The sequence below is a fragment of the Aliiroseovarius crassostreae genome (assembly GCF_049803815.1).
Classification (GTDB): Bacteria; Pseudomonadota; Alphaproteobacteria; order Rhodobacterales; family Rhodobacteraceae; genus Aliiroseovarius; species Aliiroseovarius crassostreae_A.
Map to the genome: position 1 here is coordinate 1,129,058 of NZ_JBNAGI010000001.1, position 14,535 is coordinate 1,143,592.

At 58.7% G+C, this 14,535-nt stretch carries 14 protein-coding genes; 2 read left to right on the plus strand and 12 right to left on the minus strand.

What is annotated here, in order from left to right; genetic code table 11:
- Nucleotides 1-22: 22 nt before the first annotated feature.
- Together ACP15V_RS05615 and ACP15V_RS05620 are read right to left on the minus strand one after the other, a co-directional pair.
- Nucleotides 23-2,026 carry a hypothetical protein gene (locus ACP15V_RS05615; RefSeq protein WP_424942677.1) on the minus strand — a complete coding sequence of 668 codons (2,004 nt, stop codon included), beginning with the start codon at nt 2,024-2,026 and terminating at the stop codon, nt 23-25.
- A gap of 191 nt (nt 2,027-2,217) precedes the next feature.
- Nucleotides 2,218-3,855 carry a hypothetical protein gene (locus tag ACP15V_RS05620; protein WP_424942678.1) on the minus strand — a complete coding sequence of 546 codons (1,638 nt, stop codon included), beginning with the start codon at nt 3,853-3,855 and terminating at the stop codon, nt 2,218-2,220.
- A gap of 693 nt (nt 3,856-4,548) precedes the next feature.
- Here ACP15V_RS05620 and ACP15V_RS05625 point away from each other — a divergent pair.
- The gene (locus ACP15V_RS05625) at nt 4,549-5,313 is read left to right on the plus strand and encodes a helix-turn-helix domain-containing protein (RefSeq protein WP_424942679.1); all 765 of its coding nucleotides are present in this window, start codon (nt 4,549-4,551) and stop codon (nt 5,311-5,313) included.
- Nucleotides 5,313-5,813, plus strand: a complete 501-nt coding sequence (locus ACP15V_RS05630; RefSeq protein WP_424942680.1) for a hypothetical protein — start codon at nt 5,313-5,315, stop codon at nt 5,811-5,813. The genes ACP15V_RS05625 and ACP15V_RS05630 overlap by 1 nt, the downstream gene beginning before the upstream one ends.
- Before the next feature lie 23 nt (nt 5,814-5,836).
- Here ACP15V_RS05630 and ACP15V_RS05635 read toward each other — a convergent pair whose 3' ends face one another.
- The 10 genes from ACP15V_RS05635 to ACP15V_RS05680 all read right to left on the minus strand — a co-directional run bounded on the left by ACP15V_RS05635 (nt 5,837) and on the right by ACP15V_RS05680 (nt 14,392).
- Nucleotides 5,837-6,601 (minus strand): sirohydrochlorin chelatase, encoded by a 765-nt coding sequence (locus tag ACP15V_RS05635; RefSeq protein WP_424942681.1) that lies wholly within the window; start codon nt 6,599-6,601, stop codon nt 5,837-5,839.
- Nucleotides 6,558-8,129 (minus strand): cytochrome D1 domain-containing protein, encoded by a 1,572-nt coding sequence (locus ACP15V_RS05640; RefSeq protein ID WP_424942682.1) that lies wholly within the window; start codon nt 8,127-8,129, stop codon nt 6,558-6,560. Before ACP15V_RS05640 ends, ACP15V_RS05635 begins: the two co-directional genes overlap by 44 nt.
- Nucleotides 8,104-9,318: a heme d1 biosynthesis radical SAM protein NirJ gene (nirJ, locus tag ACP15V_RS05645; RefSeq protein WP_424942683.1), complete on the minus strand. Its 1,215-nt coding sequence runs from the start codon at nt 9,316-9,318 to the stop codon at nt 8,104-8,106. The genes ACP15V_RS05640 and nirJ overlap by 26 nt, the downstream gene beginning before the upstream one ends.
- Nucleotides 9,319-9,321: 3 nt before the next feature.
- Nucleotides 9,322-9,807: an AsnC family transcriptional regulator gene (locus ACP15V_RS05650; RefSeq protein ID WP_424942684.1), complete on the minus strand. Its 486-nt coding sequence runs from the start codon at nt 9,805-9,807 to the stop codon at nt 9,322-9,324.
- On the minus strand, nt 9,804-10,253 hold the full coding sequence (locus ACP15V_RS05655; RefSeq protein ID WP_424942685.1) for an Lrp/AsnC family transcriptional regulator: 450 nt from the start codon (nt 10,251-10,253) through the stop codon (nt 9,804-9,806). Before ACP15V_RS05655 ends, ACP15V_RS05650 begins: the two co-directional genes overlap by 4 nt.
- A complete protein-coding gene (locus ACP15V_RS05660; RefSeq protein ID WP_424942686.1) occupies nt 10,250-11,245 on the minus strand; it encodes an Lrp/AsnC family transcriptional regulator in 996 nt (331 codons plus the stop codon). The genes ACP15V_RS05655 and ACP15V_RS05660 overlap by 4 nt, the downstream gene beginning before the upstream one ends.
- A 3-nt stretch (nt 11,246-11,248) precedes the next feature.
- Nucleotides 11,249-12,403: a cytochrome D1 domain-containing protein gene (locus tag ACP15V_RS05665; protein WP_424942687.1), complete on the minus strand. Its 1,155-nt coding sequence runs from the start codon at nt 12,401-12,403 to the stop codon at nt 11,249-11,251.
- Nucleotides 12,400-12,768: a c-type cytochrome gene (locus ACP15V_RS05670; RefSeq protein ID WP_424942688.1), complete on the minus strand. Its 369-nt coding sequence runs from the start codon at nt 12,766-12,768 to the stop codon at nt 12,400-12,402. The genes ACP15V_RS05665 and ACP15V_RS05670 overlap by 4 nt, the downstream gene beginning before the upstream one ends.
- A complete protein-coding gene (gene cobA / locus ACP15V_RS05675) occupies nt 12,761-13,522 on the minus strand; it encodes a uroporphyrinogen-III C-methyltransferase (protein WP_424942689.1) in 762 nt (253 codons plus the stop codon). Before cobA ends, ACP15V_RS05670 begins: the two co-directional genes overlap by 8 nt.
- A 282-nt stretch (nt 13,523-13,804) precedes the next feature.
- Nucleotides 13,805-14,392 carry a cupredoxin domain-containing protein gene (locus ACP15V_RS05680; protein ID WP_424942690.1) on the minus strand — a complete coding sequence of 196 codons (588 nt, stop codon included), beginning with the start codon at nt 14,390-14,392 and terminating at the stop codon, nt 13,805-13,807.
- Between the last annotated feature and the right edge of the window lie 143 nt (nt 14,393-14,535).

The following is a 14,535-nucleotide window of genomic DNA, read 5'->3' on the forward strand; positions in this document are numbered from 1 at the left end:
AGCCGTTTGCGGTTTCAATGGATCAGGCGAGCATCACCTGAAGGCTGTCGGTTGAGGACGAATCCTCGACCGCGGTGGGCACAATTGCGGGATCGTGCCCTTGCTCGGGATCAGTGGGAATCATGTCGTCGGCTAGAAAGGCGACGGCCTCATTGGCCAGATCGCCGGATGCCAGGCTTACACCAAGCGGGTCGGCATCGGTGTCGATCAGATCCGCCTGAACCAGCATCGCGTCGGAATAAACCTCGCCGCCCACGTAAATGTCGCTGTCGATCCCGCCGACGCCAATCGACGCGACATTCAACAACCCGTTTTCACCGGTGTTGATCGCAACATCCCCGTGTTCACCCAGGAAATTATCCAAGGCCACATGGACCTGATCTGCATCCCCCAAAATATTGGTCTGCTTGACCAGGTTCATCTGGATCAGGTCGCCCTTGATGTGCAGCACCCGCAACAATTCGATCCCATTGAACTGTTCCAACTGGGCAAAGGCATCGTGGATGGTGCTCAGGCCTTCCTCGATCTGGTCAAACACGCTGGCCATTCCGTGGCCAAGCGCCGAATAGCTGTCGACACCGGTGCTGCTGATCCCGGCAAAGTTGGCAACCACGTTGCCGCTGCCGTTCACATGCCCGGGTTCACCGCCAGAGGCGGACGAGATGTCATTATCGAACAGCACATTCATCTGGCCGATCGCGTTGATGTTGATGATTGATCCGCCGATGATGATCAGGTCATAGCCAAAGCCGAATTCGGCAATCTTGTTGACGTTGACAAGGCTGTTGTCGCCCAGGCGCAGCCAGGTGTCCTGACCCGAGAGGCTGACTTCGGCAATGTCATTATCGATGGCGAAATTGAACTGTTCCACCCAATTGGCGGCAATCAGATCCGCATCCAGCTCGGCCACCAACCAATGGCTCGGCAAGGCGCCGGTGCCCGGGGCAAAGGGGTTGGTGAACTGGCTGACGCTCGACACGTTCAAGATGTCATTGGTCAGATCGCTGTTGGGCGCAAGGCCGGTGTCGTGGTCGGACACCACGTTGACCTGGCTGATCGCATTGATCGAGAACACGTTGCCCATGACGGCCATCACCGGGGCGTCCAGCCAGCTCATCGCGATGCTGGCTTCGTTGATCAGAAAGTTTCCCCCCATCGTGATGTTATGCCCGGCGGGCACCATCCAGGGCGACGGGGCGTCGGTGGTGTTGCCAGCCTTCAGCGCAGAGGCCGTCGTATCGATACCACTGATCCCCTCCCCTTGGCTGGTCTGACCATTTTCGATCACCGTGCCCGTCCCGTGATCTTCATCTATCTGAAGACGAACAGGCAGCAAGGTGGTCAAGTCAGGAAGTTCATCAACCAACTCTCCATTGACATAGATCCCATTGACCGACGCGCCGAATTGAACCGAGATCGAGGCGCCGTCGGGCGCGTCGTTCAAGATGCCATCGTTGCGGGCGCCTTCGATCAGATCCTGCCAACCCTGCGCAATCTCTTCGGCCGTCTGTTCACTGTTTGGCAAACGACCAACGTCAAAGGCCAGCAGAGCTTCGGCCTGTTCAACCAGGTCTTCCAACGGCGCCATGAAGCTGTCGGGGGATAGGAAATCAACCAGCCCTTCGCCAATGATTACGTCATTGTCGAAAAGAATGTTGTGCTGGACCGATACCGTGGCCACGGAACCCGCAGGTGGCATCGTCATTTCAAACTCGCTTGGTGGGAGGGTGTGATTGATCCCCGGACCAAGCGGAAAAGCATATTCGAGAACGGGTAGCGGAATGAACGGCCAGACCGGATAAACATCAACGTAGAAGATGTTCGGGAAATACGGGCTCGCCTGCAACTCCCCTGGTTCCATGGCGTCGTATTTGATCTTTGGGGCAAATGCCTCCAGCTGGAAAGGCGCTTTCAACTTCACCGTCGCGGCTGTTTCAAACTCCAGACGCTCTTGTTTGGCTTGGTCCATCTTGAACCGATCATAATCGTCGCGCAGGCGCGCACGGTCATCGGCAATTTCAAACAAGCCTATAAAATGTGACAAAACTTCTGTTGTATAATCAAAGGACATATCGGCCACCCCCCTGTGTCCGTTGCCGCTCGATCCTCATATTTTTTGGTTTTTGCGGGCCAATGCCCGGGCAATATTTAATCAGGAAAAGATGCAAAAAAAATAAGGTGCCGGGGCCGCAGACGCGGCCTCGGCATGTGTTTGGATCAGGCAAGATCGTCGTCGCCGATATAGGTGGAGTTCATGTTGCCACCCACTACGGTCATGTCCACGGTGTTGCCCAGGACGTTGGCCCCCATCACGATGCTCTGGTTGAACGCCGTGGTGTCCAGGATGGCATCAGCCGAGGCGGTCGAGGTGCCGGTCACGAACCCATCGTCACCGTTTTGCGAACCCCATTGCCCAGAATTGGCATGGCCGCCATCACCGGTGGTTGCGGTTCCGCCGGCCCCACCGACTCCGCCACCCGCAGTGCCAGTTGACCAGGCATGTCCGCCGTAGCCGTCACCGGTCATGCCGCCGATCGCCATTGCGGGCCCGCCGTCACCACCGTCACCACCAGCGCCGCCGTTGCCACCTTCAGCCCAGGCTTCGCCAGACTGAGCACCAGCATAGTTCATGGCACCTGCAGCTGCACCAGCGTCACCGCCGTTGCCACCGTCAGCATCACCACCTGCGCCAAGGCCAATGCCCTGACCGGCACCCATGCCGATTGCACCGGCGTCGCCGCCGTCGTCACCGTCGCCACCCATGGCTCCGGCACCGCCAAGACCCAGCAGACCAAGGCCTACGCCAATGGCACCAGCGTCGCCGCCATCACCACCGTTGCCACCTTCAGCATTGGCAGCACCCAGGCCAGCACCCAGGCCACCGCCTGCGCCGATCGATCCGGCGTCGCCGCCTTCACCACCTTGAGCGCCAGCACCGGCAACTGCGCCACCCAGGGCACCAGCTGCGCTGATTGCGCCAGCGTCGCCGCCGTCGTCACCATTGCCGCCGTCATCGCCGTCGCCGCCATCGGCATCAACGTCTTTCACGTTGCCGCCGTCACCGCCACCGGCAACAGCCAGCCCGCCAAGAGCGAAGCCACCGTTGCCATTGCCACCATCAGCGTCGGCATCCTTGCCTCCGTCACCGCCGGTCGGATCGGCATCGATCCCGTCATCAGAGGTTGCATCACCACCATTGACCTTGGCATTGGACAGGTTCAGGTTGCCGCCAACTTCAGCTTTCTCAAGCGTGTCGTTGTCGATCAGGTTGTTGCTCATCGCATTGACGGTGCCGACATCATTTCCTGCACCATTCAGCGAGTCGTTCAGGATGTCCTCAAGCGACATTTCGTTGCCCGGGTCATAGCTGAGATCGCCATGGGCCATGATGATGTCGCCAGTGGTCGAGTTTTCCAGATCGATATCAGCGAAATCATCATCGGTCGGCTCATAGCCTTTCAGATCGATTTCCACATCAACGTCAACATCAACATCGGTTTCATTCTTGTTGGTGTTGGTGTTGTTGCTGCTGGAGCTGGACCGTGCTGCGCTGGCATTGGAGTTTTGGTTGGTGTTGCCATTGGTGTTGTTCGAACTTGCGTTCGCGGCACCCGTGGCATTTGCCTGGCCCGTGCCAGATCCGATACCAGTACCCGAGCCAACTCCGGCTCCGGCTCCGGTCCCCGTACCTTCACCCGAAGAATGGTTGTCATTCAGGTTCATGTTGCCATTGCCATTGCCATTCAGGTTCAGGCTATGCTGCCCCTGATGCTGGCCCTGCCATTGGTCCTGGTCTTGGTCCTGAGATTGATGTTGGCGTCCAAGCGGCCAGTAAAAAAACGGACGATGTCCCATAACAATATACTCCTGTTGGTTCACCGTCCGGACCGTCGGTCATTTCAAAAACGATCATCAGATCGGTGAATGCGTTGGATTGAATGCAGGCGTTGTCAGAAAATTGACGTCAGCCCGCCTGTACTCGCTTACTAAAAAAAACCCCCTGTAAATCAACGAGCTGCGGGGTAGCCAAAGGAATGAAGTTTCTGTTGAAACGTTGGGCTTATGGCCCGTTGGCAGCAGTTCGTCAGCAGAAGAGTGTCGCCAAACAAGCGACGCGACCAATGTGGCAAAAGGGGGGCGGGTGACCTAGCTGGCCAATGGGACTAGCCCTTGCGCCTCCCGGCTGAGTTGAACGTTAACAAGAGGTTAACCTGAGCGCGTCTTAGGGGCTTGCCCGACCGATTGAGGGCAAATCCGGAGAGAATCACCCCGAATCGCACATCAAATGTTGGAAAGGTTAAGGCCGAATCGGATGCTTCAAACGAGGCGACCATGATAAGATATTGTTTTTGCTTAAATTTCTTCTTTCGGTTGTAAAAATCACATTAATCAAGAGGATAGGAAACCCGTCCCAGAACACAAAAAATACTACCCTTTTTGGCAAGTTGCCCGGCAACGATCATCGTCTAAACTGTTAAGTATTACTGCATTTGTTTGTTTTTTCAGGCGAACCATTTCGGTCGCCATCAATTTCACCAGTGATTTGGGGTGTATTTTGAATTTTTAGGGAGAGAGTTGATGTATGGAGGGGACAGAGGTGCATTTGCACCCGCTAATGTAGCCATCGGTGGAACCAGCCAACCCACCGTGATTTTCGTAGGAAGTGCGTTGAGCTTTTCGGATCAGATCATCCGTGTGGCCAATGTGGAATTTGATGGGGTCGCCTTTGAAAGATGCGACTCGATCAACGATCTTCGAAACAGTGCGACCAAGTTTGAAAACATTATCGCATTGATTCTTGATGAAAGCCTTGCAAACGAACTGCCAAATCTTCTTGCCAATTGCGAGAGCAGCGACTGGGCTTGCCAGATGGTTCTGGGGTATCGCGACGTGAATGCGGCCACATCCGTGTTCCAATCTCACTATGCTGACGATCATCGCGTGGCCGTCAGCTTCCTGCCGATGAATCAACAGTTCGATATCTGGCTGTCAATCATGCGGCTGCTGCTTTGCGGGGGGAAATATATCCCGGAGGAGTTGCTTGAAGGAATGTCGTCCGACACTGTGTCAAACCGGAGCGCCCCAGCGGATACCGATTTGTCCGACCTGACAGATCGCGAACGCGAGGTGCTGGCGCTGGTGTCCGAAGGCAAACCCAATAAGACCATCGCGTCAGAGCTGGAATTGTCTGAACATACCATCAAGCTGCATATTCATCACGTGATCACCAAGCTGGGCGCGCGCAATCGCACCGAAGCGGCAATCATGTTTCTGGGCGGCGGCGGAGGCGGAACAGATCCGGCGCCCTGCTGATGTCCGGTTCAAAAGCTCCGGTTCAGCTTGATGATCTTCTGCTGCGGGTTGGCAAGCTGAACTATGCGTGGACCAACACGGAAAGCCTGTTGATCCACTTGATTGCCGGCCTGTGCGACACGGATAAGGAAACCGCCGTGGTGATTTTCCTGACCCTGAACACCAGCCGGGCGCGGCTGGATCTGGTGGAACGTCTGGCCAAAATGGATCGCCGCACCCAAGACGAACACCAGCGCATTCTGGATGTGACTGGACGGATCAAACGGCTGAGCGCCCTGCGCAACCGGTTCAACCACTGCATCTATGCGTTTGACCCGGATGGCGGCAATCCCAAGACCATCCTGATGCGGATTGCCGACCGGAAACACGATATCCGCATGGGACAGATAAGCGAGGTGGACGACCTGGTTCTGGCCGATATAGAAGCCGCCATCCAAACCCTGATCACCATCAATCAAGACATCTGGACCATGGTGCAGGACTTCAACTATCCCAGTTGACCCGTCGCCGCCCGGCCGCGGGGTTACCCCCCCAGCCGTTTCGCCATCGCATGCGACAGCGCATCAATTGCAATCTGCTCGGCACCATCCAGGTGGCTGATCGAGGGGAGCACTGGCCCCTCGAACCCACCCATTTTCAACGCGGCCGGGACGTCCAGTTTTACGTGATCCCCCATCATCGCAAAGAAGGGCAGACAGATCGCGCCGTCGCCCAGCGCCTTGGCCTTGTCCCCAATCGACGGTTCCTGTTCCAGAAAGCCCAACTCCATCCGCGTATCGGGCAGCTCCGCCTGAAGGCGTTCCATGAACAGCCGCGCCGACGCGGCGGGCGCATCGCCAAAGGCCGAGCCATGGGCGACGATCAAAAGCTTATCGTTGCCGGTTTCTCCCATCGCTTTGCGCACATGGTTCGCCGCGATTTTTGGCAATCTGGTCGACAATCCATAAGGCGGCATGATGCTAACCACGATATCCAGCGCGGCATCCGAAATTCGGTTGATCAGTGCCGTGCGCACGAACCAGCCATCCGCCATGAACAGGGGATAGATCACCCCGCCATCCGCCATGCAGGCCAGGCTTTCTTCCAACTTACCGGGTGCCGCCAAGGTGGCCGACCTGATCACATGATCGGGAACAGCCGCCTGAATACGCGCGGCATATTCTGCCAAGGCCCGTTCTGCAGGCTCCGGATCGGACGGCTGACCGTGGGATACGATCAGCGCTTCGATCGGTTCGATCTCTGCCTCAGTGGCTGGTTCCTTCTGAGAAGGTGATTTTGTTCCAGACATTGTATTTCCCTGAAGGTTTGCGCATCGGCAGGCGGTTCACCAGCTCCAGCGATTTCGCATCATAAATCAAGACTTCACCGTCGTCTTCCCAAACCGACACAAGCGCGTGGCTGCCATCTTTGGTAAATTCCACATGGGCCACGGTTGCCCCCGGTACGGGTTGAAGGGTTTTGACGATCTCAAGCGTGTTTTTATCGATCACATGCATCTTGTCCTTGTTCGGACCAAAGAACACATCGGCCCAGACATAGGGCGAGTTTTCATGGCTGCGCATGAAGAACCCCGGCCCTTCGGTGGTGATCTGTTTCACGGTTTCCCAGCTGTCCATATCAATCACGGACACGGTGCCATCACGCAGGTGCGGCGTGGCCATCACGGTCTGATCGCCGCGTTTCCAGGTGATCCCGGATCCCAGATGCGGCATGCCCGGCAGGTCCAGATCCGCCACTTTCTGACCGATCACAAGGTCGATCACCAACCCGCCTGCCCCTTCGCGCGAGGCGCCCATGACATGTTCATAGGACTGATCAAAAAAGAAATCGTCCAGAAAATCCGGCGTGGTGATCCGGCGGATCGGGAAATTGGTATCCTGCGGCACCGGCCCTTCGATCTTCCAATCATGCGCGAGCCCGCCGCCGAAGTAATTCATGTCCGGGTATTTGGCATAGGACACTTCCCAAATCTCCGGCACATCCTTTAGCGCCAGAACAAAGCTTTCGCGCGGCGGGGCCTGATAGACCGCAGACACGCGTGACGGCGTGCCATCTTTTCCAACCACCTCATGCACCTCGGCCACCGACAGATCGTCTGTCGACAGGATGGTCAGCGAATTGGGCAGGTAACTGGCCACGGCCAGCCATTTCCCGTCACCGGACATGGCAATGTTGCGGCTGTTCAGCCCGGCGCGCACGCGACCCACCTCTTGCAGGGACCAGATGTCATATTTCTGCACCCAGCCATCCCGCGACATGATGAACACGTAATGCCCATCGGGGCTGAATTTCGGGCCGCCATGCACGGCAAAGGGCGTGGCGAACCGGTCCAGCCGTTCAAACGTATCCCCATCCAACACCGACACATGGTGATCGCCGGTTTCAACCGCCAGCGTGATATTCATCGGATCGGACGACCAGACGGGCGCGGCCGCGGCGACGTAATCTTCGTTCATCACGCGGCTCGCCATGATCTCTTCCTCGCCCCAGGGCGGGATGCTTTCGAGCGGAGATTTCACATATTCGGCCAGCGCTGTGATCTGCTCATCCGACAGCTCTTCGGCAAAGCCGGGCATTTGGGTCGCGACCCGACCTTCGCGGATCACCGCCTCGATCTTCGGCCCCCGCATTCGTTTGAGCGTTTCCGGAATCAGAGCAGGCCCCGCCGCCCCCAACCGGTTTTCCAGATGGCAGTCAGCACAGAATTCCTTGTAATCCGCCACCGGGTCGGCCGTGGCCGCCCCACTTAGAACCATTGCCCCCAACCCGATCAGCCAGGCGCGCGCGCGTTTAGAAGAACTGATGTTTCGGGTCATTGCTTTTTCCTCGGAACGGGGTGGTTTCAAGACGGTCGGCATCCGCCACACCGATCTCGGCATTTGACAGGTAGCAGGCGGGGTCTTCCGCCCAGGGATCCCCGGTCACCTGCAGGGCGCGAATGCGGGTGTTGCCGCCGCAGATATCCTTGATCTTGCACGCGCCGCAACGGCCCTTCAGCGGGCGGGGGCGGGTGCGCAGGGTTGCCAGCATCTGATCATCGCTGGTCCACCATTCGGAAAACTTTTTCTTTTTCACATTGCCGATCGTGTAATCGGACCAATAGGTGTCGGGGTGGACATAGCCCAGATAGTCGATATTGGCGACGCCCAGCCCGGACGAGTTCCCACCCCAGGCGGTCAGGTGATCGCGCAGATGGGCCACTTTGTCGGCATCAAACCGTTCCTGGGCCCATTGCAGGAAATACCCCGCATCCGCGTCATTGTTGCCGGTGACGATATCCAGCGGCCGGTCTTCTGACACCGCGGACCACGCGCGCTCCAGCAACAGATCCAACCCCTGACGGGTCATCTGGTGATGCGCATCTTCGCCCCGGTGTTTGTCGCCGCGACCTGCATAAACCAGGTGCGACAGGTAAAACTTGTCCACACCTTCGTCGTCACAAAGCTTCAGCAGATCGGGCAGGTGATGCTGCGTGCCTTCGGTCAGGCAAAAGCGCAGACCAACCTTCACGCCGCGCTTCTTGAGTTCCCGCACGCCCCGCACGGCAGCGTCATACGCACCGTTCACACCGCGGAACCAATCGTTTGTCTCGCCAATCCCGTCGATCGAAATGCCCACGTAATCAAACCCGATCTCGGCCACCTTATCGGCGGTTTCGCCAAAGATCTTGGTGCCGTTGGTCGACAAGGCCAGCACGCGCACCTTGTCGCGCGCGGCTTTTGCCAGCGGGAACAGGTACGGGCTGTCGAGCGGTTCACCCCCCGACAGGATCAGCGCCGGCACTTTGAAATCTCCCAGATCGTCGAGCACATTCATCGCCTGCGCTTCGTCCAGCTCGCCGGGGAAATTCACATCCGCCGACACCGTATAACAATGCCGACAACGCAGGTTGCAGCGGCGGGTCAGGTTCCAGATCACCACCGGTTTCACCATGCCCGTTCCGCGACGCTGGCGCACCGGGGTCGGGTTCACAAGTTGGCTCATGTATTCGGTCAGTCGAAACATTGGTCAGCCTTTCTTACGAAGCCGCAGCCCCGTCTTTTTCAGAATGCGGGTGGAATAAAGGATGTCTTTGCCGCGCAGCGCATCGCCCAGAATACCGGCAATTTCGGCGCTTTTTTCTTCCACCTCGTCAGAGGTTTCGCCATGGATCATGGCAAACAGATTATAGGGCCAATCGGGCAGCGCCCGGGGCCGTTCATAGCAATGAGTCACGTAAGGCAGCGCGCCGATTTTCTGGCCCAGCGCGGTCAGCTGGTCATCGGCCACGTCCCAGACGCTCATCCCGTTTGCGGTCATGCCCAGCTTGTAGTGATTGGGTGCGGCGGCAATGCGGCGGATCACGCCGCTGTCCTTCATGGCGGTCAGGCGGGTCATAACCTCATCTTCGCCAAGACCAAGGATGGCCCCCAGATCGGCATAGGGCGTAGGCGAAAGCGGCAGGCCCGATTGGGTCACCTCGATGATCTTGCGGTCTGTGTCGTCGATTGTCATGCCGCCACCCGGAAGCCGATGTAAAACTCTTGCAGTTTGGGGAACTGGTGGACCGTCAGCCCGGTTTCCCCTTCGATCACATCCGCCGTGGCCCCGATCCCTTCGGGGGTTTCACAGGCCAGCACGAACCACATGTTCAACTGATGCGCACGTTCATAATTATGCGCGACTTCGGGATGCGCATTGACCTTTGTCATGACCTCATCGAATTTTTCATCCGGCACGGCCATGGCACACAGACAAAAAGCCCCGCCCATGGCGGCGGCATCAAAGAACGGGCCAAAACGGGTCAGGACGCCCGCGTCTTTCATGGTGCGGATCCTGTCCAGCACGTCGGCTTCGGTGATGTCCAGTTCTTCGGCCAGGGGCTGAAACGGGCGGTGGGTCATGGGCAGATCATCTTGCAGGCTGTTGATGATCGCGCGGTCAATCTGGTCCAGGGTCATGCGGGGACCTCCGTTGTGCGGGCGCGGTCGATCAGCGCCCCTTTTTGTTTGAAGCAACGGGTGGAGAAAAGCACTTTGCGGTTTGCCCCGGACAGTTCCGGCAGGGTTGCGGCAGCTTCGATATTCTCCAATGCCACGTCGCGGGATTTGGCGTGGAACATGGTGTAAAGACGCCAGGGCCAGACATCATCCACCGGGCGACGTTCATAGCACAGCGTGACACCTTTCTGCGCAGCCAGCTTCGGGCCAATCTCGCCAATCTGATCTGCGGGCACATCCCAGACGACCATCGCGTTCGACGCCCAGCCAAGTTTCCGGTGGCGCACAATCACACCAAGACGCGAGATCAGCTTGGCGTCCTGAAGCACGCGGATACGGTCCAGCACATCCGCTTCTTCGCGCCCCAAATGGGTGGCGAGATCTGCGTAGGGTGTGGGTGACAAAACCATGCCTGACGACAACGCCGCCATGATCGGGCGATCCCCATCGATCAGCGCCGCATGGTCCACTTTGCGCGCGGGCGGCATGGCGTCGCCGGTGCCCGACAGCTTGAACCCAAGGTCGATGTTAAACGGGCGCACGAGGCGCAGATCAATCACGCGCAGCCCGGTCCGTTCGCTGATCCGCGCCAGGGCCGCGTCGACAAACGCCCGATCCGGCCCGGTCATCACAAACCAGATGTTCCAGTGATCTTCGCGCAGATAGGAATGGTTGACCCCGTCTTCTTCGTTGATCAGCCCGGCCACCTCTTCGATCCGATCATCGGGGGCGGCGACCGCAGCGAGGGTCGAGGCGGACACGGTGTTGGGCGCGCAGGTCGCCCCGATCCGGCTGATCTGCCCGTCTTCCAGAAGGCGCGCATAACGGCTCAGGACCTCATCTTCACCAAGGCCCAGCGCGTCACCGATGGCGTGATACGGGCGGTGCGAGAGGGGAAATTCCCGTTGCCACCCGTCCAAGAGGGCGCGATCCATGTCGTCAAATTGATCCACGGGTCACAGCCCCGTGCGATGGGCGCGCGCGGTGAAGAAGATGCCCGATGGGCTGTCGGCCTCGATCTCGCGCAGCAGTTCAAACGTGTGCGTGTCGTAAATCTTCACCTTGTTTTCATCGCGCACCGACACCCAGATTTCATTGCCGCGCGGGGTGAACTCCATATGCAGCACGGCGGGGCCGGGTTTGAATTCATGCACAATCTCTTTGCTGACGCTGTCGATCACCTGGATCGTGTCATTCAGCGGGTGGGCAAAGTTCACCCAGACCTGCCGCCCATCGGGCCGCGCCATGGCAAAGACCGGCTGACCGTAAGTTTGGGTGCGCGCGGTTTCTTCGAGCGAACCTGCGTCGATCCACAGAACCTCGTGGTGGCCCACGGCGGGCAACACAAATTCGGCCCCCGTATGCGCCCACCCTTCGAGGTGGGGCATTTTGTAAACCGGCATTTCTTCTTTCCCGCGACCGTAATTCGGCAATACGCGAATGGGTTCCGGGTTTTCGGCCCAAAGGTCCAGCGCGGTCAGGCCATCCTCGCCGAAAAGCCCGGTGATATAGGTGCGGCCATTGGCGGTGACCAACGCGTCATAAGGGTTTTCACCCATGTCCGGGATCTTGGTGATCTGTGCTTCGCCAGATGACATATCGGCAATCCAGGTCTCGCCGGTGTCCCACATGGTGAAGACAAATTTGCGACCGGGCGCATCGACCAGCCCAATGGTTTTTGACCCGGTGGGCAGATCCGCGACCAGCTCCAACGTGTCGGCATCAAAGATTTTTACACCGCCGGGTTCGTAGTTTGATACGGCGACCAGTTTGCCGTCATCAGAAATGGCGCCACCGATTGAATTGCCGCCTTGCACCACGCGATTTGCGATTTTCCGTTCAACGATATCGACCTTGGTCAGGCCCCCATCGCGGCCAAACACATAGGCGTAGCGTTCATCCGGCGAATAGACCATCGAGGCATGGCTAAGATCGCCCAACCCCTCGATCCGGGCAAGCGCCGCGCGGTCGGATTGGTCGATCAGGATCACGGATCCTTTGGCACGTTCGATCACAAGGCCCAGATCACCGGTGGCAATCGTCTTGGTCTCGGCCAGTGCGGTGGTGACCATCAAAAGCGACAGGGCGAGCGCGGTGCGGAACGGTTTCATTGCGCGTCTCCATTCAAAAGATAAAGGGCGATCCATTGCGCTTCCTCTTGGGTGATGAGGGGGCGCCAGGGCGGCATCGCGGTATCGGGGATGCCCTCCATGATCACGGTTTCCAAAATGTCCGGTTCATAATGGGTCAGGCTTTCCGGACGGATGTCAGGACCAAGCCCGCCCTTGAGCGTCAGCCCATGGCACGATCCGCAATCCTGATGCACGAGGCGCTTCAGCTCCTCGGTATTCAGCCCCCCTGAAAGGTCGGTTTCAGCAGGCGGGGCGTCGGCCCACACAGCCAAGGGGGTCACCGCTGCCCAACCCGCAACAAGAAGTGCCGGCACAAGGGAGAGAGGGGGCAGCGTGTTAGCCATGAAGAGAGACCTCTTCCGGTTCGACCTGTTGGTGTTGATAAAGCGACACCACTTTGCCGATGATGAAGAGCGTGGGCGGCTTTAACCCCGCCTCGCGCGCGTCTTGCGCAATGCGATCCAAACGCGACACCATGCGGCGTTCATGCTGGGTGGTGGCGCGCGAAATGGCAAAGACCGGGGTCGAGGGATCCAGCCCCTCGGTCATCAGACCCACGGCGATCTGCCCGATATTGGCCACGCCCATATAGACCACCAGCGTGGTCATCGGATCGGCCAGACGTTTCCAGTCAAGGTCCAGCGTTTCGTCCCGCGCGCGGTGACCGGTCACATATTGCACACCGGTCGCCAGATCCCGATGGGTCAGCGGCACGCCGGAAATCGCGGCAGCCCCTTGCGCGGCGGTGATACCCGGCACATATTCGCATTCAACGCCTTCAGCGGCCAGATCCGCGGCCTCTTCCGACCCACGGCCAAAGATCAGGGGATCGCCCCCTTTGATCCGGGCCACCTTGTGCCCGGCCTTGGCTTCGGCCACCAGAATGGCATTGATCTGGTCCTGCGGCACCGGGTGGTTGTGGGCGGATTTGCCGACGAAAATCATCTTGGCGTCTTTGGGCGCCATCGCCACAATCTCGTCCGACACAAGGCGGTCATAGACCACCACATCGGCCTCTTTCAGCAGGCGCACGGCCTTATAGGTCATAAGCTCCGGGTCGCCGGGGCCTGCGCCGATGAGGTAAACTTTGCCGGTCATGTCTGGTCTCGCTCGTCCTGTGGATGGCTGGACGCCGGACCCTCTCCGGTTACAAGCGGCATGGCTGTTCCACGGGTGGGGGTGAGGGGACAGCGATGAGAACGGAGCCGTTGAGGGCCAGGCTTTTATGACCTCAGACTTAACGGCTTGCCGATCTGATTCCTTGACATGTGTTAAGGTGGGCCGGTTTTTGGGCCGCCCCACCTTCATTAACAGTGAAAATAATTGCATTCCGGCGATAAAACCCGGGCAACGTGGCGCGCCCGGACCCGTGTGCCGGGATCAGCTTTCGGTCTCGGCCGGTTCGACGGTGATCTTGCTGAACATGTCCTGCGTTTCCCAATGAGGGCCACACAGAATGTCCTGCGGTCCTTCGGTCAGGAAGGTAAACTCGATGGTTTCCTCGGGAAAGGCACGGTCGCTTTCAGGTTCCCCCGATCCCTTGACGATCACCGAATGGCTGGTGCGTTTGTCCACATTGACCCAGCGCACGGTGGTGCCCACGGGCACACTCAGTTCGGACGGGCAAAAGTTGTATTTATACATGGTGACCACCGTCACGCCCTCCTCCTCGGATGAGGGGTGGCCGAACAGCTCTACATACCGATCCTCGGCTTCGGCGCAAAGTTCGCTGTCCGCATTTCCCTTGGACGCGGTTTGCGCATCGTCGGACCCTTGGGTTTCGGTCTGGGCGTCATCGGCAGTTTGCGACGCGGCCGGCGCGTCATCGGCAGTTTGCGACGCGGCCGGCGCGTCATCGGCGGTTGGCGTCGTGGCCTGCGCATCATCAGACGCCGCCCCCCCTGCCAGGGCGGACCCTGCGAGGGTGCTTGCCAAAAAGGCTGCGGCCAAAGGTTGGATTATCTTCATTGCTGTATCTCCTGATCGGTGAGAGGCCCCCGTGGTGCCGACACGTGGGTGAGTGTCGCAAACGGGTCGGGCGCCGGGCCTCGCGTGTTTCAGTGGAACGGCTTTGAGACGACTAAACCAAATATTCTGCCGCTCTGCAAATG